The following is a 24,595-nucleotide window of genomic DNA, read 5'->3' on the forward strand; positions in this document are numbered from 1 at the left end:
CGTCGCGGCCGTCAGTGCGGCGATCGCACTTGGTCTTTCGGACGAACAGGTTGCTCAGGCGCTGGTGCTGTCCATGGCCGGCAGTTCGGGACGCAACGGCCGCCCGTCCGGCATGCCGTCGGCCCGTTGGCTGGTGATCGGCGAAGCCACATTGAAGGGTATCCGGGCAGCGCTTGCCGCGAAGGCTGGCATCAAGGGCGATCTCGAACTGCTGTCTCCAAGCTGGATGAAAGGACAAGCGGCGGCGGCGGTTGCCCTGGAGCCTAACCATGTCGATCCGCTGGCGATCACAGGGGTCGGCATGAAGCCCTTCGTCTCCGCCCGCCAGGGTGTCAATGCGATCCAGGCTTTCCGTCATCTGCTGGAGAAGGGTGTCGCCCCCAATACCATCGACAGCATCGAAGTTTTTCTGCCACCGGTCGCGGCCCCCGTCGTCAGCCGGCTGCTTGTTGCCGAAGATCGTTTATCGACCATCGCCCATCTCGGCCTGCAGCTCGGCATCGCCGCCTTCGAGCCAGCACGGCTGACGGATGTCGACCGCGCCCGTCCCTTTAATGCGGATGTCATGGCCTTTGCCCAGCGCGTGACGATCACGGCCGATGACACGCTCGCCGGCGAAGGTTGGCCAGCGCGGGTTGTCGTATCGACAAAGGGACAGACACGCGAGGCCGTCTGGCCGCAGACTACCGGTGAGGACGCTCAGGTGATGCTCGACCGCAAGATCGACAGCCTTCCCGCGACCACGGTGCGGCAATTGCGGCGGCTGCAAGCCGCGCTTGCCAAAGCCGGCCCGGCTGCCGTTCAGGAGGCCCGCAGCCTGCTGCTGGAGTTTACGGACGCCTCTTTCCCAAGGAGCGAGGCGGCCTGAAGGGACACTGAAACTAACGAAAAGCAGATGCCGCAGGGAGTGCCGGCGTTACAAGGAGGAGAGAATGTTGAAATTTCTGAAAACTATGGCGACAGCGGCGGCATTTGCCGCGCTGTCCTTTCAGGCGGCGAGCGCCCAGGCGATCGAGAAGAAGGACATCACGATCGGCCTGCCGCTCAATACCTCGACCCTGTTGCCGATCTATGTTGCCGATGCACAGGGTTTCTTCAAGGAAGAGGGTATCAACGTCAAGATCGTCGCCTTCAAGGGCGGCACGGACCTGGTGCGCGGCATGGTCGCCGGCGCCGTGGATATCGGCGTTGGCGCCTTCTCGGAAGCGCTTGTCGGGGTCGAAACCGGCCAGGGCGTGAAGATCTTCTACGGCGGCTTCAACATGGCAGTCTTCGACTGGTATTCGGTGCCGTCGATCAAGACGCTCGAAGACGCCAAGGGCAAGCGTTTCGGTATCTCGACCTTCGGTTCCTCGACCGACTTCCTGACGCGTTATGCGCTGAAGACAAAGGGCATCGATCCGAAGAGCGAAGTGCAGATCGTCCAGGGCGGCGGCTCCGTGCCGCGTCTCGCTGCGATGGAAGCCGGCCAGCTCGAAGTCAATATCTTCGCGACGCCGGAAAAGTTCATGGCGGCCGATCGCGGCTTCAACCTGATCCTGCAACAGAAGTCGATTGCGCCGGATTTCCCATTCCACTGCTTCTATGCGCGTGAGGATTTCATCAAGAACGATCCGAATGCCATCAAGGCCGTGCTGCGCGGCTTTGCCAAGGCCGTCCGGTGGTCCAAGGCCCACAAGGAAGAATCGGTCAAGCTCCTCGCCTCCAAGCTCGGCCTCGAGGAGACCTATCTCAACCGCGGTTATGACGACTTCATCGATGAGATCTTCGAAGACGGCCGTCTGGCGAGCGACGCGGGCATGAAGGCCTTCTGGGATGTCGGCATCATGAACGGCACCTATAAGCAGCCCATGCCGGTCGAAAAGTATTGGGTCGGCACGTTCCACGATACCTACAACGAGTGGAAGCCGAAGTGAGCCTTCCATTTGCATGATAATATAACGAGAGCGGGCGGAGGCCCGCTCCAGGAGGAGAAAGCAGTGGCGCAGATTGAAATCCGCGATCTCGGAATCGACTATCGCAAACCGAAGAGCAACGAGGTGTTCTCTGCCGTCGACAGTGTCGCCTTGTCGGTCGAAAAGGGCGAATTCGTCACCATCGTCGGCTCCAGCGGTTGCGGCAAGAGCACTCTGCTGATGGCGGTCGCGGGGCTCGTCGGCCTGACGCGTGGTTCGATTGAGATCGATGGCAAGCGGGTTGATGGTCCGGGTCCCGACCGCGCGGTGGTGTTTCAGGAAGCCTCTCTTCTTCCCTGGCGTTCGGTGCGCGGCAACGTCAAGTTCGGGCTCGAAATGCAGCGCTGGAGCGGCGGCGACCTCAACGAGCGGGCCATGCAGATGATCCGCCTCGTCGGTCTCGGCCGCTTCTCCGACTATCATCCGCACCAGCTTTCCGGCGGCATGCGCCAGCGCGTCAATATTGCCCGGGCGCTTGCCGTCGATCCCGAAGTGCTGCTCATGGATGAGCCGTTCGGGGCGCTCGACGCCCAGACCCGCGAGATCATGGGTACCGAGCTTTTGCGCATCTGGGAGCGCGCCAAGAAAACGGCGTTGTTCGTCACCCACGATATCGACGAAGCGATATTCCTTGCCGACAAGATCGTCGTCATGGGCCGCAATCCGGGTCATATCAAGGAAGTGATCAAGGTCGATCTGCCGCGCCCGCGCAACGAGGCAATCCTCGACAGCGACGACTTCCACGAATTGCGCAAGCGGCTGCGCGCCCATCTGGCGGAAGACATGTCCAGTATGCAGCTGGTGCAGGAGGTCGCATGAGATCGGCAGAAATAACCGCCGGACCAGCGGAAACCCGACAGCTGTCCCTTTCCTTCCTGCGTCCGTCCCGCTCGGCGATCATCGGGACGCTTGCCGTCCTTGCATTTCTTGTGCTGTGGCAGATCGCCCCGACCATGGGCTGGGTGAATGGCCGTTTCACCAGCCGCCCGACGGAGGTTTTCTTCGCGGCGATCGATATCTTCCGGAATGACAATTTCCTCTATCACGCCCGTATCAGCCTGACGGAGTTCATCGCCGGTTTCGCACTGGCGATCGTGGTGTCGATCCCGCTCGGCGTGCTGCTCGGCACCTCCAAGATCGCCCGCTACCTGATCGATCCGCCGCTGATGGCGCTTTATATCGCCCCGACGCTGGTGCTGCTGCCGATCATGGTGATCTGGCTCGGCATCGATATGGCCCCGAAGATCGCCGTCGTTTTCCTCGGCGCGGTTTTCCCGATCGTCCTCAACACCATGGCCGGCATGAGCGAAGCCGATCCGCGGTTCATCCGGATGGCGCGTTCGTTCGGCGCGACCAGGTTCGATATCTTCACCCGCGTCCTGGTGCCGGGTTCGCTGCCGGCGTTGCTCACGGGCCTGAGGCTCGCCGTCGGCCGTGCCGTGCTCGGCGTCATCGTCGGTGAGTTGTTCGTGTCGCAGGCGGGCATCGGTTATCAGCTCAATCTCTATGGCTCCGCCATGCGCATCGACCGCCTGCTCGTCTATGCACTGATCGTCAGCGCCTTCGGCTACACGCTGACCGTCATCGTCCGCTCGGTGGAGAACAAGGTCCGCGACTGGAGGTCGAAATGATCGCCGAACTTTTCTATCGCCGCCAGGCGCTCGTGCTCGGCACTCTGTCGATGATCGGCATCGTGGTTTTCTGGCAGATCGCCGTCGACACCGGCTTCATCAATCCGTTCTTCATCTCGACGCCGAGCCAGGTCGCCGTGGAATTCATGGCTCAGTTCGAAGATGGTTCGGTCGCCACCAATGTGGCGGCGACGCTTTATTGCTTCGCCTGGTCGCTCGGTCTTGCCGCCGTGGTCGGTATTGTCCTCGGCATGCTGGCCGGCTGGTTTGCGGATGTGGAATCGGCGCTCGAACCGTTCATCTGGTTCAAATATTCGGCGCCGACCGTCGCCTTCTATCCTCTTTTCGTCGCCTGGCTCGGATACGGCCGGCCGACAATCATCGCGATCGCCTTCCTTTTCGCGCTGACGCCGATCTATGCCAACACCCTGTCCGGCATCAAGAATACCGATCGCGACCTTGCCCGCGCGGCGCGTTCCTTCGGGGCGAAGCCGCTCGACATCTTCCTGCGTGTTGCATTGCCGGGATCCGTGCCGGTGATGATGGCCGGCCTTCGCCTCGGCGTCGGCCGGGCGCTGACCGGTGTCGTGGTCGCCGAACTCTTCGGCGCCAATGCCGGCCTTGGCTACGCCATCACCTACTATGGGCAGTTGATGCAGACGACCAAGATGATGGTGTCGATCGTCATCGTCGTCGTGCTCGGTGTGCTGCTGACCCAGATCCTGTCGTTCCTGGAAAGCAGGACCGATTCCTGGCGCGTCGATAGCAACCGTTGAAGAACATCTTGAGGATAGTCTCATGAAAATCATCGATTCCCATTTCCACTGGTGGCCGCGGTCGATTTTCGAACCGCTTCTGAAGCGCGAAGGTTTTCCAAGGGCCGTCGTCAATGCGCGCGGCGGCTATACCTATCACGGCGCCAATGGGCGCCGCGGCACGGTGGCGAGCTGGAAGGAATGGTTCGATCTCGACGAGCAGCTCGCCTATATGGACAGTCTCGGCCATGACATTTCGGTGGTCTGCTCGATCGGCCCGCTGTCGATCTACTTTTCGGAACTGCCGGTCGAGGAAGGCCGCGACGCGGCGCTGGCCTGGAACGAGGAAATGGCCTGGGCGCAGCGGCGTTATCCCGGCCGCGTCTGGGCCTCTGCGGCGATTCCGCTGGTCGATACGCGAGTTGCAATCGAAGTGCTCGACGATGCGGTCAACCGGCTTGGTCTGATGGGGGTCAACCTGCCCGGCAGCGTCGGCAAGGAGGGCATGATCGACGATGTCCGGCTGGAACCCTTCTACCAGCGGGTCGCGGAACTTGGCCTGCCGATGTTCCTGCATCCGACCGATGCGGTTTTCGCCGACGTGATGCAGGGCTATAATGATGCCCTGCACCTGAGCCTCGGCCGCGTGGTCGAAGTGAGCGCGGCAGCGTCGCGGCTCATCCTTTCCGGCATGATGGAGCGTCACCCGGGCCTCAAGATCGTCATGTCGCATACGGGCGGCGCGCTGCCATACCAATCCGGCCGCATGGACAAAAATTCAAAGACCGCCGGCCTGACCAAGCCGGTCAGCCATTACCTGCACCAGATGTTCACCGATACGGTTTCACCGCATTCCGCCGGCCAGAGGTTCGCGATCGAATATTTCGGCGCCGATAACGTCATGTACGGTACGGACTATCCCTGCTGGGACCCGGCCGTCTGCCTGAAGCTTCTCGACGAGATCGAGATGAGCGCCGCCACCAAGCAGAAGATCTTCCACGATAACGCGGTGCGCATTCTCGGCCTCAAACCGTCCAAGGCCGCCGCTGCCTAGACGCGATTGATAGAAGCTTGATCCTTATCCAAACAACATCTTCAAGTGGTCGTTCAGGAACCGGCCTTTCGGATCCAAATCCCGTCTGAGCGCTCGAAACTCTTTGGCGCGAGGGTAAAGCCTTGTGACGTCGTCCGTGTCGAGGAAATGCATCTTTCCCCAATGCGGCCGAGAATTGTACCTGCCAAGAATTTGGTCGACGTCCCTCAGGAAGGGCCAGTAGTCGATACCCGGACCACCCGACACCGACAGGGTGATACTGTCCTGGTGATGAAAGGGGCTCATCCAGGCCGGATCGCCCGCGGTAAACCGGTATTCGATCGGATAGATGCAGTTGGTGTGCTTGTTGAGCATCAGATCCCGGACAGCCCTCACCGCGGCCTTGCCGTGCTCGAGCGGAACCGCGTATTCCAGCTCGACGAAGTTCGGCACGTATTCGATGGGATAGACCTCCGAACTATAGGCAATTTTCTCGAATTCGCCTTCCATCGGTGCTGCGTCGGTCATGTCCATGACCTTCATCTCGCAGACATCGGCCAGCTTGTTGGTGCTCGACACCGCAGACGTGTCGGCAAGACAGTACAGATGGCGGCTTTCGGGCGTCGGGCACCAGAAGAAGCCGAAATGGCGGTGTTGGAAAGCCAGCTCATCGTGGCGTTCCATGCAGGTCTCGAAATCGTCCCGCCAGAGACGTTCGTGCAGATTATAGGCGTCCATGACGTTGAGCGTCAGCGAAGAGATAACGCCGAGCGTACCAACCGAAACCTGGGCCGCATGCAGCCTGTCCCTGTCGCGACCGTCGATATCGAGGATGTCTCCGGTGGCGGTGACGATACGCATGCCGGCAATCGACGAGGCCAGGTTTCCGAGCTTGATCCCCGTACCGTGGGTTCCGGTCGTAAACGCGCCGGCGACAGCCTGGCTGTCGATGTCGCCCTGGTTGACCAGCGAAAGACCGTGCTCCTTCAGCGTCCTGCCGATTTCGTTGATGCGCGTGCCGCCGGCGACGGTGATCTGCTTTCGCTCCCGATCGATATTCTGCACGCCGCGCAGGTTTGCGAGCGACAGCAGCAGGCCATTGGTGCCGACGACGGGCGTGAAGGAATGCCCCGAGCCCGAAACACGCACCGCCAGGTCACGCCGATCGGCTTCGTGGACAAGCTCTGCCACTTCGGCTTCCGTTTCCGGCGATGCCTTGAATTGCGAGACGCAATATTGATTGCCGACCCAGTTGCGCCACAGGCCGCCTTTTTCCAAAACCATGTCTCCCCCTCCCCTCACATCGCTGTAAAACAATTATCGACAAACAGATGGGTACCGCTGACGAAGCTGGCATCGTCGCTTGCAAGGTAGAGAGCCGCCTTGGCCACCTCGTCCGGCCGACACATCCGGCCCTGCTGGGCCGCGATCGCCGCATCCGAGACGTCGACCCCGTAGCGGGTCAGTTCCTCGACCTCCTTCTGGCCATGCGGCGTCTGAATGAAGCCGGGGCAGACGGCGTTGCAGCGGATGTTGCGGTCCCGGAACTCGACCGCGATCGCCCGGGCAAACATGTGGCAGGCGCCCTTGGTCGTATCGTAGAGAACTTCCATCGGTGTTGCGGCGACCGCCGAGATCGACGACGTGCAGACGATGGACCCGCCGCCAGCCTTGATCATGTGCGGCAGGACGGCACGCGTCATCAGGAACATGCTGCGGACATTGATGGCCATCAGCCGATCCCAGTCCTCAACCGAGGTTTCGAGGAACGGCCGGACGATGATCGTTCCGGCATGATTGAACAGCACCGTGATCGGTCCGAGTTCGCCGGAAATCGCCTCTACCGCCTGTTTCACCTGCAATTCGTCGGAAACGTCGGCGGGTGCAAACGCAACCTTCATACCCTCTTCGCGCAGGCGAGCGGCGACAGCCGCCCCCTGGCTATGCGGGAGATCAACGATCCCGACCGCAGCACCTTCCCGGGCAAAAAGCTCGCTCGCGGCAAGCCCGCATCCGCCCGCGCCGCCACTGATGAGCGCGACCTTACCGTCCAGACGACCAGCCATTCATCCTCCACCATCGTTGATGACCGCCGATCAGTAGCCTGAGTAGGGCTCTTTCGCGCCTCTTGTTCTCCGGCTGATGAAGGATGGCCATGCTTCTGCTTGATGGCAGCAAGTTGGCCTATTTTTACGCCGCGGTCTATCGCTGACGTGGCCCCCGGCCCCCTGCGTATCGCGCGAACCGAGAAAGCATGTCTGCGGCCTTGGGCCCTATCGGGCCGGCTTGACGCCCTGGTCGAAGGAGGCGCGCTCTATCCCGTGCCGTTGGAGCTTGTCGTAGAAGGTTTTCCGCGGAATACCGAGCGCCTCGATCGTACGGCGGACATCGCCTCCGTTGCTGGCCAGCGTCTCCCGGAGGATTTCCGCTTCATGCTGGTTGAGACGCTGGGGTAACGTCAAGGTGGCCGCCTCCGGTGACGCCGTCGCCCTTTCGTCGTCACCTGCAAGCCCGAGGACGAAACGCTCCGCGAAGTGAGACAGCTCGCGGACGTTGCCGGGCCAATGGTGGGTTTCGAGGTATTGGCGGGTAAAGGATGACAGAGCGGGCGTTTGACGGTTGAACCGCTTGGCGGCCCGTTCGCAGAAGAATCCGAACAGGAGGAGGATGTCGTCGCGCCGTTCACGCAGCGGCGGGATGGAGATGGTGACGACATTGAGCCGGTAATAGAGGTCTTCACGGAATGCACCACGTTGCGCGGGATCGCCGAGATCGACCTTGGCGGCGGCCACGACCCTCAGGTCGATCGGCCGTGTCTCATTGGTGCCGAGAGGCGCCACTTCACGCGCTTCCAGGACGCGCAGCATGTGGATCTGCGTGGCGGGCGGCATGCTTTCGATCTCGTCGAGGAAAAGCGTGCCGCCGCTCGAATATTCGATCCTGCCGACCCGCTTCTTTTGCGCGCCGGTAAAGGCGCCGGGCTCGTGGCCGAACAATTCGCTTTCGATAATCGTTTCGGGAAGCGCGCCGCAATTGAGCGCGACGAAACTGCCCTTCGAGCGCCGGCTCCATCGATGGATCAGATTGGCAACGACTTCCTTGCCGCTGCCCGTCTCTCCGGTCACCAGGACGTCGACGTCGGTATCGGCAATCTGGCGAAGCGTTCTGCGCAGTCGCTCCATGGCGACGGTCTGGCCGATGAGCGGCAGGTCGTCGCGTGCCTGTTCGGCCACATCGCGGAGTGTCCTGTTCTCCAGAATCAGCCGCCGTTTTTCGGCAGCGCGGCGGATGGCCTGCACCAGACGGTCCGCGGGGAAAGGTTTGGTGATGAAGTCGTAAGCGCCATCCTGCATCGCCTTGACGGCCATCGGTATGTCACCATGGCCGGTCATCAGGATGACGGGGAGGTCCGGATCGAGCTTGCGGACGCGGTCGAAGAGCTGCAGCCCATCGATCTCCGGCATGCGGATGTCGGAGACAACGACGCCCGCGAAACCATCGTCGATTCGGACCAGCGCGTCGGAAGCCTTGGAAAATCGAGAGACCGCAAAGCCTGCAAGCTCGATCGTCTGGGCGGTAGCCTTGAGAAGATCGGCATCGTCGTCAACTAGAATGACGGGCGTTGGATTGCTCATGATACCGCCTTGCGTAGATAGACAATGAAAGTCGTGCCGGTTTCGCCGCTTTCGACTTCGATACGACCGCCGTAGTCGGCGACGATATCCTTCGAAATGACCAGGCCAAGTCCAAGGCCCTTTTCCTTGGACGTGTTGAACGGCGAAAAGAGCGAGCTTCTGATTGCCGGATCAATGCCGGGACCATTGTCCGAGACGCGGATCACAATCTCGTCCGGCAGCGTCTCCACGGAGACATTGACGCTTGCATCGGTCCGGCCTTCCAGCGCTTCCAAGGCATTCTGGAAAAGATTGATCAGTACCTGTTCGAGCCGGACGCGATTGCCGGTGACGGCAAGGCCGGGCGACGGCAGATCGATCGCGAGTATGTCGAGCCGCCCGGCGAAGCGGCTGCGCAGAAGAACGACCGCGCCTTCGATGGCACCCCGCAGATCGACGGCTTCGGGCGGCGTTCGTCCCTTGCGTCCGAAGGCCTTGAGTTCCTCGGTGATCATGCCGATCCGCTCCGTCAGCGCTGCGATCTCGCCGAGATTTTCCTCCGCCGAGGCTTTCCGGTTCCGCTGCAGGAAGATACGGGCATTGTCCGCATAGGCGCGGATTGTCGCGACCGGCTGGTTGATTTCATGGGCGACCCCGGCCGCAACCTGGCCAAGGATCGCCAGGCGGTTTGCCTGCACGAGTTCCTGCTGCACCACCTGTAGTTTTGACTCGGTACTGCGGTGATCGGCAATCTCCTCCTGCAGGAGGTCCCGGGCGCGGCTCAGATCGACGGTTCGTTCCGTGACACGACGTTCGAGCTCTTCGCGAAGGGTTTTCTCCGCGGCGATCCGGATGGTGATCATCTGCCGCCGCCTCAGAAGGAATGCGATCAGCGCCAGGATCGGAACGAGCACGGCAAGTGCAAGCAGCCGCGCCTCGCGTACCGCGGCTGCCACGGACGGCTCGGTCGGCACGAGATATTCAAGGCGCCAGGATGTCGAGGGGACCGGCGTCAGAAGGCGAAGATATTCGCCCTCGCTTGTTCCCGGCAGAACCGCCGAAACGATCGATGCATCGTCGGAGAGAGGTTGCGGCCGCACGATCGGAAGAGGCGTCAAAGGAGCGTCGCCGAATTGCAGGCTTTGGCGGATGGCGCCGAGCCGCTCTGCCGGCAATGGCGCAGTGGTGGTAAAACGCCAGGACGGAATGCTGGTTATCAAAACGACACCACTGGCGTCGGTGACATAGACGGGACGGTTTGCATCCCGCCAATCGCTTTCAAGCTGGTCGAATTCCATCTTCACCACAACGACACCGAGGGCGCCGGCCTGGTTTTCGGCGCGCCGCGAGATATAGAGTCCGGGGCGCTTGCTGACGCTGCCCAAGGCGAAGTGCTCTGCCGTTCCGTTCTCCATCGCCCGTTGAAAATATTCGCGGAACGAATAATCGTTGCCGACGAAGCTCAAGGGTTCGCGCCAGTTGCTGGACGCTACCGCGATGCCGTCCCTACCGGTGACGTAGAGAACGGAGGCGTGGGTGCCGGCCACGAGCCCTTCCAGTTTTCGGTCCAGGGCATCGACCGCTTCTGCGTCTCTCGATGCGAGCGCGCCGACCACCTGTTGGTCCTCGGCCAGAAGCAGAGGAAGCGCGCGCGGTCTTTCGAGCACCGCACGCAACAGCGCAACCTTCAGATTTGCATCGGCGTGGCCCTGTGCAATGAGCGCTGCGACTGCGGAACTGCGGCCGTAGTGACCGGCCGCATAAAGAGCGGATATCAGGAGCGCGGTGGCTGCCAGGCCAAAGACGGGCCAGGTTGACCGTGCGAACGGGGGAACCTTGACCGATTTCTCTCGATGACGCTGCTCAAGCATCGGTGAATGTGTGCATAAATCCGCATGAAATGCAAAGGCCGATGCGAAAATCCGCACGGCCTATCCTGTAACTCGCCTTCCACATCCAAATTTAAACGAGATAAATCAAACGGTTGGAAATATCCGCCCTTTTGGCACGCATGTTGCTCCGAGAAAGCCTGCAGCAACAGCAACGCCGCGCCCCGGGAGGCCAATTTGGTTGGGGCGCCATGGAGGATATGATGAACGCAACGATTTCCGATGCGCCAACGCACGGCAAGCTTCCTTTCTACCGCCACCTTTACTTTCAGGTTCTCGTGGCGATCGCCGCCGGCATCCTGCTCGGTCACTTCTATCCGGATACCGGCGCGTCCCTGAAGCCGCTCGGCGACGCCTTCATCAAGCTGGTGAAGATGATCATCGCGCCGGTGATCTTCCTGACCGTCGCAACCGGCATTGCCGGCATGGCCGATCTGCAAAAGGTGGGGCGTGTCGCCGGCAAGGCGATGATCTACTTTCTGGTGTTTTCGACGCTCGCGCTCGCCGTTGGCCTGCTCGTCTCGAATATCGTTCAGCCGGGTGCCGGCATGCACATCGATCCGGCCACGCTCGACGCCAAGGCGGTCGCGACCTATACGGCGAAGGCGCATGACACCACGATCACCGGCTTCTTGATGAACATCATTCCGGATACGATCGTCGGTGCCTTTGCACAGGGCGATATCCTGCAGGTGCTGTTCTTCTCGGTTCTCTTCGGCATCGCTCTTGGCATGGTCGGCGAACGCGGCCGTCCGGTCCTCGATTTCCTGCAGGCATTGACCGCGCCGATCTTCCGTCTCGTGACCATCCTGATGAAGGCTGCCCCGATCGGCGCCTTCGGCGCCATGGCCTTTACCATCGGCAAATACGGCATCGGTTCGATTGCCAATCTTGCCATGCTGATCGGCACTTTCTATCTCACCTCGCTCCTCTTCGTGCTGGTCGTCCTCGGCGCCGTCGCACGTTACAACGGCTTTTCGATCATCTCGCTCATCCGCTACATCAAGGAAGAACTGCTTCTTGTGCTCGGCACTTCCTCGTCGGAAGCGGCATTGCCCGGCCTGATGGCAAAGATGGAACGCGCCGGTTGCAAACGCTCGGTGGTCGGTCTTGTCATTCCGACCGGCTATTCCTTCAATCTCGACGGCACCAACATCTACATGACGCTTGCCGCACTTTTCATCGCCCAGGCGACCGACACGCCGATCACGCTTGGCGACCAGATCCTGCTGCTGCTTGTCGCGATGTTGAGCTCGAAGGGAGCTGCAGGCATTACCGGAGCCGGCTTCATCACCCTGGCGGCGACCCTGTCGGTGGTTCCATCCGTGCCGGTCGCCGGCATGGCGCTGATCCTCGGCATCGATCGCTTCATGTCGGAATGCCGGGCGCTCACCAACTTGGTCGGCAATGCGGTCGCGACCGTCGTCGTTGCCCGCTGGGAAAATGAGCTGGACCCGACGCAGTTCGCGGCCGCCATGGCGGGCAATGTCGATGCCGAAAACGCCGTGCTGATACCCTCAGCCCAGCCTGCTGAATAATCGTCTGCTGCTATAACAGCCGAAAAAGGTCGCCGGTCAGCCGGCGGCCTTTCCCGTTTCCGCAGAACCAAGGTGCTCTTGTCTCGGAATAAGGGGGGCACTACTCTTCAGGCACGCCTTCGAGCAGGCCATCATACACTTCGATGAGTGCATTGGTGATCGCCTGTCCCAGCGCGTTGCCGGCGACGCGGACCTCGTCCTCGGTGCCGTCTCGTGAGGCTTTGGCCAGTTCGAAACCCTCTTCGGCGACGATCTGCTTGGCCACTTCGATAGCCCACAGCCCGAAGTCGCCGCGATTGTCTATCTTGATCGAGTCATCCATTGCGGTCTGCCTGTTGCTGGAGCCGCCTTCCTATATCGCCTCGGCAATGATGGACAGCGTCTATTCCCACAATATTCATCGCCGTCGTGAACGATGCCCCGATCAATTCTTCATGCCCAGGCCGCCCTCAGGTGTTGAAGTAATGCCGACGCGACAGGCGCGTCTGCACATAGAGGCGTTCGCCGTGAGTCCCCGGCGCGTAGGCACCGCCGCTTTCCTGCACCGGGATCGAAACATTGCCGTCGCTCGGGAAGCGGGCGACGAATTCCTCGTCGATATCGCAGCCGAGACCCGGCCCATTCGGGACCGCAAGCGAACCGCCTTGCTGGACAGGGTGCGGCACGATCGTGTGCTTACGGCCCTCCCAGTCGTCGTCGATTCGTTCGAGGATGAGTGCGTTCGGGATCGAGGCGAGCAGATGAAGTGCCGCATATTCCGCGACCGGGCCGAGCGAGCCAGAATGCGGCGCCATCTGGATGTGATGCGCTTCCGCCATCGCGGCGATCTTCTTCATCTGGGTAATGCCGCCGGCGCGTCCCGTATCCGGCTGGATCACGTCGACCAGTTCTTCCTCGATCAGTTGCCGTTCGCCGAAGATGGTCGCAGTGCGTTCGCCGGCTGCGAGCGGGATATGGGCTGCGTCGCGGATACGTCGGTATCCTTCGACATTATCCGGGGCGATCGGATCTTCAACCCAAAGCAGTTCGTAGGGTTCGAGCTTGCGCACCAGGCGGCAGGCATCGGCCGGCGTCATCCACGGCGGGCCGTGCAGATCGATCGCGATGTCCATTTCGTCGCCGACGGCATCGCGCAGCATGGCGACCTTGCGAACCGGATCGGAAACGCCGCCGCATTTGAGCGCCTTGATGCCGCGGTTCTTGAGGGAAAGCGCCTTTTCGACCGTGTTGGCATGCGAATAGATCGGAATTCGGTCACGCAGCTTGCCTCCGAGCAGGTTCCATACCGGCACGCCCAGCACCTTGCCCTTGATGTCCCATAGCGCCATGTCGATGCCGGTCGCAGCGCCGCCACCGACCGTGCCGAGCATGCCGTGACCCATCATGGCGATCGCCATCTTTTGCCACAGCTTTTCGATATGAGTCGGATCCTCCCCGATCAGAAGCGGGGCGAGATCCTTGATCGCGGTTTCGACGACACGCGGCCAGCCGGAGCATTCGCCGATGCCGGTAATGCCCTCGTCGGTATCGATTTTCAGGAAGAGCCAGTTGCGGGTTCCGCCGAAAGGCTGGGCCGACTTTGGCACCGGCACCGTCTGCCGCGCCTCAAGGTCGGGTGAGCCTACCTGCATAAGGAAGGTGCGAATACCGGTGATCTTCATCCTGCCGTGCTCCCATTCTTGACCTGGCTGGGTTCGGTATAACGGAATCGCCTGGAGCGATCGCGGTCGCGCGGATCCGGTCGCGGAATGGCCGAGATAAGCGCTTGGGTATAAGGGTGGTCCGGCGCATTGCAGACCTTGTCAGCCTCGCCCACTTCGACAAGCTTGCCGCGATACATGACGCCGACCCGGTCGCACATGTAGCGAATGACCCCAATGTCATGGCTGATGAAGATATAGGCGAGACCAAGTTCGTCCTGCAGCCGCATGAGAAGATCGAGCACCTGGAAGCGCACGGAAACGTCGAGCGCCGAGGTCGCCTCGTCGGCGACGATGATGCGCGGATTGAGCGTGATCGCCCGGGCGATGCCGATGCGCTGGCGCTGCCCGCCCGAAAACGCATGCGGGTAACGTTCGCGTCCCGCCGGATCGAGGCCGACCTGATCCATCAGATGGCAGACCCGCTCGTCGAGTTCCTTGCCACGGGCGATGCCGTTGACCAGCAGGGGTTCGCCGATCACCTGTGCGACGGTCATGCGCGGATTGAGCGACCCGAACGGGTCCTGGAAAACCATACGGAGTTCGCGCCGCGCGGCCTTCAGCTCGGCACCTTCGAGTTTGGCAAGATCAACGACCTTGCCGTCGGCGCGGCGATAGAGCATCTCGCCGCCCGTCGGGTCGTAGAGACGCATGATCGAGCGGCCCATCGTCGTCTTGCCGGAGCCGCTCTCTCCCACGATGCCGAGCGTCTCGCCGGGAAGCAGCGCGATCGAGACGTCGTTCAGCGCCTTCATGTCACCGAAATGCATGGAGAGGTTGCGGATGGTGAGGATCGGCTCGGCTGTCGTGTCGAGCGGCGGACGGGCAAGCCTGATCTCGGCCTTCTGCTCCAGCTTCAGCACCGAACCGATCAGCATGCGCGTGTAAGGATCCTGCGGCGCATGGAAGATCTGCTCGACCGGCCCGTATTCCTTGGCGACGCCATGATGCATGACCAGCACGTCGTCGGCGATCTGGGCGACGACGCCCATGTCGTGGGTGATGAACAGCACGGCCATGCCGGTCGACTGCTGCAGCCGTTTGATCAGGTCGAGGATTTCGGCCTGAGTCGTCACGTCGAGCGCCGTGGTCGGCTCGTCAGCAATCAGCAGCTGCGGTTTGCAGGCGAGCGCCATGGCAATCATGGCGCGCTGGCGCATGCCGCCGGAATATTGGAAGGCGTAGCGATCGAGCGCCTTTTCCGGATCGGGAATCTCCACCTGCCGCAGCAGCGAGATTGCCTCAGTCCTTGCCTGCGCCTTGCTCATGTTGAGGTGCAATCGCAGCACTTCGGTGATCTGGTCGCCGACCGTGTGCACGGGCGAGAGCGACGACATCGGTTCCTGGAAGATCATCGCGATGTCGCGGCCGCGCACCGAGCGGATCGCCCGGCTGCGCGGGTTGAGCTTAGCGAGGTCGAGCGACGTGCCGTCCGGGCGGTGCAGTAAAATCGATCCGGAGGCAATCTCGCCGGGCGAGTCCACGATCTGCAGGATCGAGCGCGCGGTCACGGATTTCCCCGATCCGCTCTCGCCGACGACGCAGAGCGTTTTGCCAGGCTCGATCGAGAAGGAAAGATCATCCACGGCCCTGAAGACGCCGGTGCGGAGCGCAAACTCGGTCACCAGGTTCTTGACTTCGAGCAACGGCTTGCCCGCTGCAATCGAGGGGCGGGGGACGATGGAAAGGACATCGGTCATCGGCGCCTCACTTGTTGTAGGGATCGGCCGCATCACGCAGGCCGTCGCCGAAGAGGTTGAGCGCCATGACGGCGACGACGACCGCAAGCCCCGGCATGAAGAGCCATGGAGCGGTGGCGATGGAGCGGATGTTCTGCGCTTCACGCAGCAGCACACCCCAGGAGATCGTCGGTGGCTGCAGGCCGAGACCGAGGAACGATAGCGAGGTCTCCGCGAGGATCATCGCAGGCACCGCCAATGTCATCGAGGCGATGATGTGGCTCGAGAAGCTTGGCAGCATATGGCGGAAGATGATGCGGCCTTCCGAGACGCCGTCGAGGCGTGCTGCGGCGACGAATTCTTCGGTGCGAAGCGACAGAAAGCGACCGCGCACGACGCGGGCAAGCTGCGCCCAACCGGTGAACGATAGGATGATGGTGATCATCATGTACTGGAGTGTCGCCGGCCAGCCCTGCGGCAATGCGGCCGCCAGCGCCAGCCAGATCGGAATCGTCGGCAGCGACAGCACGAAATCGATGACGCGCTGCATGACGAAATCGATCCGGCCGCCATAATAACCGGAGATGCCGCCGAGAACGATGCCGAGCAGCAGCGACAGGAAGACCCCGACCAGACCGATCGACAGCGATATCTGGGCACCCTGCACCGTGCGGCTATAGACGTCACGGCCGAGGCGATCGGCGCCGAACAGATAAAGCGGCTTGCTCTTGTCGGTGGTGGCGATCAGGTGAATGTCGGTCTCGAAAAGACCGAGTACCGAATAGGTGTAACCTCGGCCGAAGAAGGCGATCGGCACCTTCACGCCCGTATCCTCCACGAAGACGGCAGCAAGCGTGTTCGGGTCCCGCGTCAGCTTCATCCCATAATAATGCGGTCCGATCTGGAAGCCGTTGGTGGTATCGAACAGGTGAAGGCTCTGTGGCGGGTGGAAGGTCGAGCGGGCATTCTGCATGAACGGGTCGTTGATCGCGAAGAAGCCCGGTACGAGCGCAACGATATACATGGCAAGCGTGACGACGAGCGCCGCCATGGCGAGCTTATGCCGCTTGAAAGCCCACCAGATGAGCTGCCATTGCGAGGCAACGGCGGCGCGGTCCGGCCTGACATTGGTGATGGAGACATCGACCATGGGTGTTCTCCTATTCTAGCCGAATGCGCGGATCGACCAGCGCAAGCAGGATGTCGCTGATCAGCGAGCCGATCAGGGTGAGCGCGCAGATCAAAAGCACGAAGGCGCCGGCGAGATACATGTCCTGTGCCATCAGTGACTGCAGAAGCAGCGGGGCGGCGGTCGGCAGGTTGAGGACGATCGCAACAACGACGGAGCCGGAAATCAGGTTCGGCAGCAGCCAGGCGATCGTCGAGATGAATGGGTTGAGTGCGATGCGCAGCGGATATTTGATCAGCAGCCGGAACTCGGAAAGACCCTTGGCACGCGCCGTCGTCACATAAGGCTTCGGCAACTCGTCCAGCATGTTGGCGCGCATGACGCGGATCAGGCTTGCGGTAGACGAGATCGCCAGGATCGCAACCGGCAGCCACAGATGCGTCAGCAGGTCGTACATCTTGGCAAGGCTCCAGGAAGCCATCTCGTATTCCGGAGAGAAAAGCCCGCCGACGTCCGCGCCGAATTCGACCGCCGCGACATACATCAGCACCAGCGCCAGCAGGAAGGACGGGATAGACAGGCCGAAGAAGGTGAAGGCCGTGAAGGCATAGTCGCCGATCGAGTATTTCTTGACCGCGGAATAGACGCCGATCGGCAGCGCCAGCGCCCAGGTGGCGATCAGGCTGACCAGGGCCAGCACAAGAGTGAGCGCCATGCGCTCCCAGATCAGACCGGAGACCGGCTGTTGCCATTCGAACGAGATGCCGAAATCACCGCGGGTGAGGATGCCCCAGATCCATTTCAAATATTGTATCAACATCGGCTGGTCGAGGCCGAACCGCTCGCGCAGCTGCGCGGCAGTATTCTGGTCGACTACCTCGTTGGAAGACGCGAGAGTGGCAATGTAGGTGGTGACGAAGTCGCCGGGCGGGAGCTGGATCAGGACGAAGGCCAGGAAACTCACCGCAAACAGCGATGGGATCATCCAGAAAAGTCGCTTGACGATGAATTTCAGCATCGAACGCTCGCAATACGGATTGCACGGCATGCCGACGCGAGGCCAAAGGCTGTCGCTTCAACGTCCATGCAACGGGGCTGGAGGAGTGCCGCCGCCGATCAGACGGCGGCACCGGCGAGATAAACCCAGATCAGCTCGTGAAGGTGAACTGCTGTGGCAGAGCGGGACCCGGATTCGGCCAGGACCAGCTGTCCGGCTCCTTCTCAGGCACGTTGCGCAGATTGTTGCGGATGATGCCGAAGCCACCGACAGCAAGGCAGATCCCCATCACTTCGAAGTCCTCGGCAGCCAGATCGAAGATCTGTTTCATGACCTCCCCGCGCTTGGCGAGATCGGCCGTCGAGCGGGCGGCGTCGAAGAGCTTCATGCGCTTCTTCTGGCTTTCCGGCGGCTCCTCACCCTTCTGGCCGTTCGACGTGTACCAGAGCGTCCACGGGATCGCGTAGCGCGAACCCTGTGGGTGGAACGCGAAGTAGTCGCGCGGATCGAGCATCGGATCGAGACCGCCCGGGCCCGGCCAGACCTGCGCGTCGTGCGCATTGTCATCGCCGCGGGTGTAATACAGCGCACGCTCGATCGTATTGACCTTCATGTCGATGCCGATCTTGGCCCAATGCGCCTTCACCAGTTCCAGCGTATCCACGAGGTCCGGATAAAGCGTCGGGATGACGTCCACCGCAAAGAAGATCGGCTGGCCATCCGGCCGCAGGCGGATCCCGTTGCTGTTCTTCTTGTCTAGGCCCGCCTTGTCCAGGAGGGCATTGGCTTTGTCCGGGGCGTATTCGGTGAACTGCCGCGCAAGCTTCTCATGGTACCACGGATGACCGGGCCGCGGACCGGTCTGGTAACCTTCGCTCTGGCCGAAATAGACGATGTCGATGATTTCCTGGCGGTTGATGCCCGTCGACAGAGCCTGACGGAAGGACTTGTCGGCGAAGATCTTGCGCAACACCGGGTCTTTGTGGGTCATGTTCAGATAGAGCGAGCATTGCTGTGCTGCGGACGGCACCAGCGTCATCAGGCGATAGTCGCCTTTCTTCATGTTCTGCGACAGGGTCGGCTTGTTGGCCAGCACGCTGATGTGGCGCTCCTGGATGTCGATCTTGCCGGAGATGACGTTCAGCATCAGGGATTCGACGTCCTGAGAGATGCCGAAATTCAACTCGTCGATATAGGGAAGCTGGTTGCCTTCCGTATCGACCTGCCAGAAGTAGGGATTGCGGGTCATGACGACGCGGGTTGCACCGCCCGAATAGGGCTCCTTGACGACCCAGGGGTCCATTGTCGGCTTTTCGACATTCGACCAGCGAGAAGGGATTTCGATATCGCCGCACTTGGAACGGAAAAGTTCCGTCCATCCTGCCGCTCCGGCCGCCTTCGCGTCCGCATCGAGATTAGGGTTATATTTCGGAAGGAACTTGCTGCAGTAGTGCTTGGCAAACAGCGTCGGATGCTGGCCGAGCGGGGTCGCCAGGTTTTCCAGATAGAGCGCGTTGGCAGCGGCGAAGGTGAACTTGACGGTGTAGTCGTCAATTTTCTCGACGATCACTGGCTTGCCGGCGACGGCAAGCTGGGCCGGCGTGGAGCTGTAAAGCTCCTTGTTCTTGACGACATCCTCGATCGCGAACACCACGTCGTCGGCCGTGAACGGATGACCGTCCGACCATTTCGCACCCTTCAGCAGATGAAAGGTGAATTGCGAGGCGTCGGCATTGACTTCCCACTTCTCGGCAAGGTTCGGCAGGACTGCGGTAAAGTCCATATTCCAGCGGACAAGGCCCTGGTTGCCAACCATGCGCAGGATGCCGTTGTGGTCGGACGAGCCGCGCAGGCCGCGCCGCAACGTGCCGCCATACGTGCCGATCTTTTCCCAGGGCTTCACCACCATGGGGGTTTGCGGCAGCCGTTCGGCCAGCGGCGGAAGCTTTCCGTCCTTCACCAGGGCTGCCAGTTGCGGTGCTTCCTTGGCCCCGGCAGCGCTCGCGCTGCCGCCCGCCATGGACAGGGCCACTGCCCCGCTGACACCCGCCAGGAATGTCCGGCGGGTTACGCCGGAAGACATGATTTCATCGTCGCGCATAGATCTCCTCCCAATTCAGACCGTGCCGACCTGGTTGGCGATCTGGCCGGGTTCCCAGCCAACAGACCGCCATGGACCTCCATCCCATCGGCAAACGGGACCATAACCGGTTTTCAGATGATTACAAGTATTGACAGATTTTGACAGGCTCAATAGTCCTACCTCCCAAAAGCATGCCGAACGGGAGGAGACGCATGACTTACAATCCTCAAGACGTGGCCAATCCTCAAGACGTGGCGGAGGAAGCCTTCGTCGATCAAAGGCTCACGGCGGGCCGCAGGATTTCTGGTCTCTATTCTCCGGAAAAGGAAGCGCAGCCCGAGTTCCCCGAATGGGGACGTGAAAAGGGACGTTGATGAACCAAGCCGGCGTGATAGCGGCAGCCAAGGCAGAGCCTCGCTTCAGCGACATCATCTACGAGAGGATCGTGGAAATGATTGCTGATGGCCGCTTTCCAGTCAATGAAAGGCTCCCGTCGGAGCCCAATCTCTCCGTGATGTTCGGTGCGTCACGGCCGGTCGTGCGCGAGGCCCTGGAGCGTCTGCGCGCCGATCAGCTGATCGTCTCGCGCAAAGGCTCCGGTTCATATGTGCGACAGCGGCCGGACTCTTCAGTCCTCAACCAGGTTCCAGTCGGTTCACTGGCCGACGTGCAGCGGTTTTTTGAGTTCCGGGCAGGCCTTGAGGCGGAAGCTGCGGCACTCGCGGCGCGCAACTGGCAGGTTAATGACAAGGTCCGCATCATGGCGGCGCTCGCGGCACTCGAGCACTGTCTGGAGGTCGGAGAACTGGGTGCCGAGGAGGATCAAAGGCTGCATGATGCCATCGCCATGGCGACCGGCAACCAGTTCCACACGATCGTCCGGGAGTGGTTCAAGCCGCATTTTTCGATCGGCATGTCGGTGACGCGTAGCCTCAGCCTCAAGCGGACGCCGCTGCATGTCCGCCATGTGCAGGACGAACATGCGGCAATCGTGGAAGCCATCCTCGCCCGTCGGGAAACGGATGCGCACAACGCCATGAAAACGCATATCCTGAATGCGCGCGCCCGCATGTTCCAAGGCGTCGAGGCTCAATCTATCGACGCCTGATGGCGGCCGCAGGGAGACGCATTTTGAAACGGATCGCAATAACCGGCGGGGCGGGCCGCATTGCCACGCAGCTCAGGGATTTTCTGCGCCCTGTCGTGCAGCATATCAGGCTGATCGATGTCAGACCGGCGAAAGAGCTTGCATCGACCGAAAGTTTTTTCGAAGGCAATCTCGCGGATGCAGATGCGATGCGCGCCGCCCTCGACGGGATGGACGGCGTCATCCATCTTGGCGGTCTGCCTAACGAGGCAGGCATCGACGACATGCTCCAGACAAATATCCTCGGTACCTACAATCTCTACGATGCAGCGCGCGCAACCGGCGTGAACCGCGTTGTTTTTGCCTCCAGCAATCACACGACTGGCTTTTATCCGCGGTCCGAAACGATTACCCCGTTCGATGTTCCCCGCCCCGACACGCGTTACGGCCTGTCAAAATGCTGGGGCGAGATGGTGGCGGGTTTTTATTACGACAAGGCTGGCATCTCAACGCTGTCGATCCGCATCGGCAACGCTGCCGCCTATCCAAACAGCGAACGCACGGCTGCCATCTGGATCAGTCCTCGCGACCTCTACCAGCTCGTCTGGATCGGCCTTACCCACCCGGAAATCGCCGCCGCTGTCGTCTACGGCGTTTCGCGCAACGATTCCGGCTGGTGGCGCGACGAAACTGCCGAGCGCCTCGGTTATCGCCCGCAGGACCATAGTCGCGATCATCTGCGTATCGAGCAGATAGCCGAAAGTGCAGTAGCCGCATTCTTTCAGGGCGGCAGCTTCTGCGAAACCGAACATGACGGGCAAGTCAGGCAGCGCGACAGAAATGGCCTGATCGTTCCCAGGAGGGCTGCGTTGTGAGCAAACCGGACATCATCACCCCGAAGGTGCGACGGGTCATCGACTTTCCGCTGAAGGTCGGCGAATCGCCCACCTGGGACGACCGCACCGGAGATCTCTGGCTGGTCGACATCCTGGCGCCGGCAGCAATCTGCCTGCGCGCCAACGGACAGGTCGACCGGTACGACATGCCGCACAAGATCGGCTGCCTGGCACTCTGCGAAAGCGGCGATATCGCCGTCGCGCTCGAAAACGGCGTTCACCTCCTGAACCCGAAAACCGGAACGATGAAGCTGCTCTGCGATCCCGACGGCGGGCGCTCCGACAGCCGGCTCAACGACGGCAAGGTCGGCCCGGACGGCTGCTTCTGGGTCGGCACCCGTGACGAGGCCATCCCGCAGACCGGCAATGCCCGCCTTTATCGCGTCATGCCCGACGGCTCTTTCACCACGATCATCGATGGCGGGCTGCTGACCTCCAATGGCCTTGCCTGGAGCCCGGACGGCCGAACCATGTATCACTCGGACAGCAGCGGCCTTTTTGCCCAGGTCTTCGATTTCGATCCGCAGAAGGGCGTCACCGGTCCTCCTCGCCGGCTGCACGACTTCGCTCCGGAAGAAGGCCGGCCGGATGGCGCCGCCATGGATGCGAACGGCTTCTACTGGATCGCCGGCATCCTGTCGGGCGGTGTCAACCGGCTGTCGCCGGACGGCGAGGTCGTGGAGATCTACAAAATGCCGGCGAAATCACCGACCATGCCCTGTTTCGGCGGGCCGGATCTCGCGACGATCTACGTCACCACCCTCTCCACCGACAACAACGGCACGTTCGAACACGGGACGCTCTTTGCCTTCGAAGCCGGCGTCCGCGGCACACCCGTCCACCGTTTCAGGATTTGAACCCCGGGCCGATCGTTGAAGCAGATTTGTGCGCATGGACAAGGAACCGCCATGGGCCAAGCCGCCTCCGACCAAGTTGCGTCTCAAGGTTTTCGACTGTTTCAAATGGTTTCAGCGCAGAGGGAACTTTCGATGCTATCCGCGGTTAGGAGGCGGTTGTGATAACAGAGAGGAAACATTTCATGATCGTAAAACTTCTCACTGTGAGCGCTCTTGCACTTGGTCTTGCTACTTCTGCATTTGCACAAGGTACTGGCGGCGGCACCGGTTCCGGCGGTTCGGGTTCGACCGGCACTTCAGGCACCGGCACATCGACCGACGCCACCGGCACTGGAACCCCGGGCACTGGAGCCGGAGGCGCGATAGTGCCCGACACGACAACGACGGGCAGCACCAACGCGCAAGGCGCGGGTAATTCAGGCAGCACGAACGCTAATTGCGGCCAGAGCCCAACCACTGCGGGGGCAAACGGCACCAACGCATCTACGTCCGACCCGAACAGCCCGACGAACCGGGCAAACTCGTGCTGATCCCGATCTCGCGACATTTCGTTGCCTCAAGCCCCGTAGCCCTTACCGGCTATGGGGCTTTTTGATATTCCCAAAAGCAAACACCGCTCGGGCAACGGCGTTGACCGCGGGCGCTGGCTCGGTTAGTTGTTTGGCTACAGCGATGAACCCGCGCTGTCGTAGGCGTTACCGTCATCCAACGCGTCCTTTGTCGAGAAGGTCCCAGCAGGGAGAACTCGACTTTGAAGGCGTGCGGTATGGATTTATATCATCACCCAAGGCCGATCTTTCGCCAAGACCAAGGAAACCTGGTCTTCGATGAGGGGTGCCCGTATGGGTTTCGATGACTACGCCGTGGCCTTTCCCTGAACGCAGAACTTCGGAAAGGTTCCAACAATGAGAATGACCGACAACACTATACTGATCACTGGCGGCACGAGCGGGATTGGCCGTGCGCTTGCCGAAGCTCTTCATGATCGAGGCAACCGCGTCATCGTAACGGGACGGCGGCAGGATCTGCTTGAAAGCATCGCGGCCGGTCGCCCCGGCATTGTCGGGATGCACCTCGACTTGGACGATCCCCACTCCCTGACGCGCCTGGCGAGCGACGTCCGCGTGCGGTTCCCCGACCTTAATGTATTGATAGCCAACGCCGGGATTTCTCGAACTGAGGATATCGCGTCTGGTGATTGGAAGGTGGCCGAGGCCGAAACGATCGTGCAGACGAATATCCTCGGAGTGCTGCGCGTGATTGCCGCCTTCCTGCCGACATTGAGGAAGCAACGTCACGCAACTATCATGGCGACCAGTTCGGCGCTCGCCTTCGTGCCTCGCGCCGACTTTGCCACATATTGCGCGAGCAAAGCGTTCCTGCATTCATGGCTGGTCTCGCTGCGCCACCAGCTTCGCACCTTGCCTGTCGAGGTTCTCGAATTGTCGCCGCCCTATGTCCAGACCGAATTGACCGGTACGGCACAGGCTGCCGATCCTCGCGCGATGCCTCTGGGCTCTTATATTTCGGAGGTGATTGCGATGCTCGAGCAAGGCAACCACCCTCGCGGCGAGTTGCTCCTCGAACGCGATCAGGCCCGCCGCTGGGCTGAACGCGACGGAACTTATGACAACATATTTGCCGCCCTCAATCCCGCCTAAAAGGGGTCGGCACAATCCCTTGGCCTGCCAGCCGACCTACCTCTAACCGAGCAAGTCCGCTACATGGTGAACCGCCTGGAGAGAAGAACCA

21 protein-coding genes and 1 pseudogene are annotated in these 24,595 nt (G+C 61.3%); 12 read left to right on the top strand and 10 right to left on the bottom strand.

The genetic code is table 11. The features are described from left to right. The 6 genes and pseudogenes from MOV61_RS09850 to MOV61_RS09875 all read left to right on the top strand — a co-directional run. A pseudogene (locus tag MOV61_RS09850) lies at positions 1-868 on the top strand (hypothetical protein); the annotation flags it as partial. A 64-nt stretch (positions 869-932) separates the two neighbouring features. Next, positions 933-1,916 (top strand): ABC transporter substrate-binding protein, encoded by a 984-nt coding sequence (locus MOV61_RS09855; RefSeq protein WP_247035120.1) that lies wholly within the window; start codon positions 933-935, stop codon positions 1,914-1,916. Positions 1,917-1,979: 63 nt separating this feature from the next. Further along, positions 1,980-2,774 carry an ABC transporter ATP-binding protein gene (locus tag MOV61_RS09860; protein WP_247136443.1) on the top strand — a complete coding sequence of 265 codons (795 nt, stop codon included), beginning with the start codon at positions 1,980-1,982 and terminating at the stop codon, positions 2,772-2,774. Continuing rightward, positions 2,771-3,586 carry an ABC transporter permease gene (locus MOV61_RS09865; RefSeq protein WP_247136444.1) on the top strand — a complete coding sequence of 272 codons (816 nt, stop codon included), beginning with the start codon at positions 2,771-2,773 and terminating at the stop codon, positions 3,584-3,586. Before MOV61_RS09860 ends, MOV61_RS09865 begins: the two co-directional genes overlap by 4 nt. Next, positions 3,583-4,362, top strand: coding sequence for an ABC transporter permease (locus MOV61_RS09870; RefSeq protein ID WP_040125094.1), 780 nt, complete (start codon positions 3,583-3,585; stop codon positions 4,360-4,362). Before MOV61_RS09865 ends, MOV61_RS09870 begins: the two co-directional genes overlap by 4 nt. 22 nt (positions 4,363-4,384) lie before the next feature. Next, positions 4,385-5,395 carry an amidohydrolase family protein gene (locus tag MOV61_RS09875; protein ID WP_247136445.1) on the top strand — a complete coding sequence of 337 codons (1,011 nt, stop codon included), beginning with the start codon at positions 4,385-4,387 and terminating at the stop codon, positions 5,393-5,395. A gap of 24 nt (positions 5,396-5,419) precedes the next feature. On the opposite strand, the gene MOV61_RS09880 is transcribed toward MOV61_RS09875, so the two are convergent. From MOV61_RS09880 to MOV61_RS09895, 4 genes are all read right to left on the bottom strand, one after another. Then, positions 5,420-6,658, bottom strand: a complete 1,239-nt coding sequence (locus MOV61_RS09880; RefSeq protein WP_247136446.1) for a D-arabinono-1,4-lactone oxidase — start codon at positions 6,656-6,658, stop codon at positions 5,420-5,422. Between the two features lie 14 nt (positions 6,659-6,672). Further along, the gene (locus MOV61_RS09885) at positions 6,673-7,440 is read right to left on the bottom strand and encodes an SDR family NAD(P)-dependent oxidoreductase (protein ID WP_247136447.1); all 768 of its coding nucleotides are present in this window, start codon (positions 7,438-7,440) and stop codon (positions 6,673-6,675) included. Between the two features lie 207 nt (positions 7,441-7,647). Further along, a complete protein-coding gene (locus MOV61_RS09890) occupies positions 7,648-9,009 on the bottom strand; it encodes a sigma-54 dependent transcriptional regulator (protein WP_247136448.1) in 1,362 nt (453 codons plus the stop codon). Next, positions 9,006-10,859, bottom strand: coding sequence for an ATP-binding protein (locus MOV61_RS09895; protein WP_247136449.1), 1,854 nt, complete (start codon positions 10,857-10,859; stop codon positions 9,006-9,008). The genes MOV61_RS09890 and MOV61_RS09895 overlap by 4 nt, the downstream gene beginning before the upstream one ends. 209 nt (positions 10,860-11,068) lie before the next feature. Between MOV61_RS09895 and MOV61_RS09900 the strand changes: the two genes are divergently transcribed. Continuing rightward, positions 11,069-12,415 (top strand): dicarboxylate/amino acid:cation symporter, encoded by a 1,347-nt coding sequence (locus MOV61_RS09900; protein ID WP_408962363.1) that lies wholly within the window; start codon positions 11,069-11,071, stop codon positions 12,413-12,415. 100 nt (positions 12,416-12,515) lie between these two features. On the opposite strand, the gene MOV61_RS09905 is transcribed toward MOV61_RS09900, so the two are convergent. The 6 genes from MOV61_RS09905 to MOV61_RS09930 all read right to left on the bottom strand — a co-directional run bounded on the left by MOV61_RS09905 (position 12,516) and on the right by MOV61_RS09930 (position 20,021). Beyond that, positions 12,516-12,737: a hypothetical protein gene (locus MOV61_RS09905; protein ID WP_247136450.1), complete on the bottom strand. Its 222-nt coding sequence runs from the start codon at positions 12,735-12,737 to the stop codon at positions 12,516-12,518. 127 nt (positions 12,738-12,864) lie between these two features. Continuing rightward, positions 12,865-14,076 carry a mandelate racemase/muconate lactonizing enzyme family protein gene (locus tag MOV61_RS09910; RefSeq protein WP_247136451.1) on the bottom strand — a complete coding sequence of 404 codons (1,212 nt, stop codon included), beginning with the start codon at positions 14,074-14,076 and terminating at the stop codon, positions 12,865-12,867. Then, complete coding sequence (locus MOV61_RS09915) at positions 14,073-15,815, bottom strand: ABC transporter ATP-binding protein (protein WP_247035100.1); 1,743 nt, start codon at positions 15,813-15,815, stop codon at positions 14,073-14,075. The genes MOV61_RS09910 and MOV61_RS09915 overlap by 4 nt, the downstream gene beginning before the upstream one ends. A gap of 7 nt (positions 15,816-15,822) precedes the next feature. Continuing rightward, positions 15,823-16,944: an ABC transporter permease gene (locus MOV61_RS09920; protein WP_247136452.1), complete on the bottom strand. Its 1,122-nt coding sequence runs from the start codon at positions 16,942-16,944 to the stop codon at positions 15,823-15,825. A gap of 10 nt (positions 16,945-16,954) precedes the next feature. Beyond that, entirely contained in the window at positions 16,955-17,941 is a 987-nt protein-coding gene (locus MOV61_RS09925; RefSeq protein ID WP_040125117.1) for an ABC transporter permease, read from the bottom strand. Positions 17,942-18,071: 130 nt separating this feature from the next. Then, positions 18,072-20,021 carry an ABC transporter substrate-binding protein gene (locus tag MOV61_RS09930; protein ID WP_247136453.1) on the bottom strand — a complete coding sequence of 650 codons (1,950 nt, stop codon included), beginning with the start codon at positions 20,019-20,021 and terminating at the stop codon, positions 18,072-18,074. A 194-nt stretch (positions 20,022-20,215) separates the two neighbouring features. Here MOV61_RS09930 and MOV61_RS09935 point away from each other — a divergent pair, with 194 nt between their 5' ends. The 5 genes from MOV61_RS09935 (at position 20,216) to MOV61_RS09955 (ending at position 24,504) form a co-directional block, all read left to right on the top strand. Then, entirely contained in the window at positions 20,216-20,377 is a 162-nt protein-coding gene (locus MOV61_RS09935) for a hypothetical protein (protein WP_157885318.1), read from the top strand. Beyond that, the gene (locus MOV61_RS09940) at positions 20,377-21,111 is read left to right on the top strand and encodes a FadR/GntR family transcriptional regulator (protein ID WP_040125121.1); all 735 of its coding nucleotides are present in this window, start codon (positions 20,377-20,379) and stop codon (positions 21,109-21,111) included. Before MOV61_RS09935 ends, MOV61_RS09940 begins: the two co-directional genes overlap by 1 nt. A gap of 23 nt (positions 21,112-21,134) precedes the next feature. Next, a complete protein-coding gene (locus MOV61_RS09945; RefSeq protein ID WP_247136454.1) occupies positions 21,135-21,965 on the top strand; it encodes an NAD(P)-dependent oxidoreductase in 831 nt (276 codons plus the stop codon). Further along, positions 21,962-22,843 (top strand): SMP-30/gluconolactonase/LRE family protein, encoded by an 882-nt coding sequence (locus tag MOV61_RS09950; RefSeq protein WP_247136455.1) that lies wholly within the window; start codon positions 21,962-21,964, stop codon positions 22,841-22,843. The genes MOV61_RS09945 and MOV61_RS09950 overlap by 4 nt, the downstream gene beginning before the upstream one ends. A 905-nt stretch (positions 22,844-23,748) precedes the next feature. Then, positions 23,749-24,504 (top strand): SDR family oxidoreductase, encoded by a 756-nt coding sequence (locus tag MOV61_RS09955; RefSeq protein ID WP_247136456.1) that lies wholly within the window; start codon positions 23,749-23,751, stop codon positions 24,502-24,504. The last annotated feature ends 91 nt before the right edge of the window (positions 24,505-24,595 follow it).

Source organism: Neorhizobium sp. BETTINA12A (genome assembly GCF_023006485.1).
Lineage (GTDB): Bacteria > Pseudomonadota > Alphaproteobacteria > Rhizobiales > Rhizobiaceae > Neorhizobium.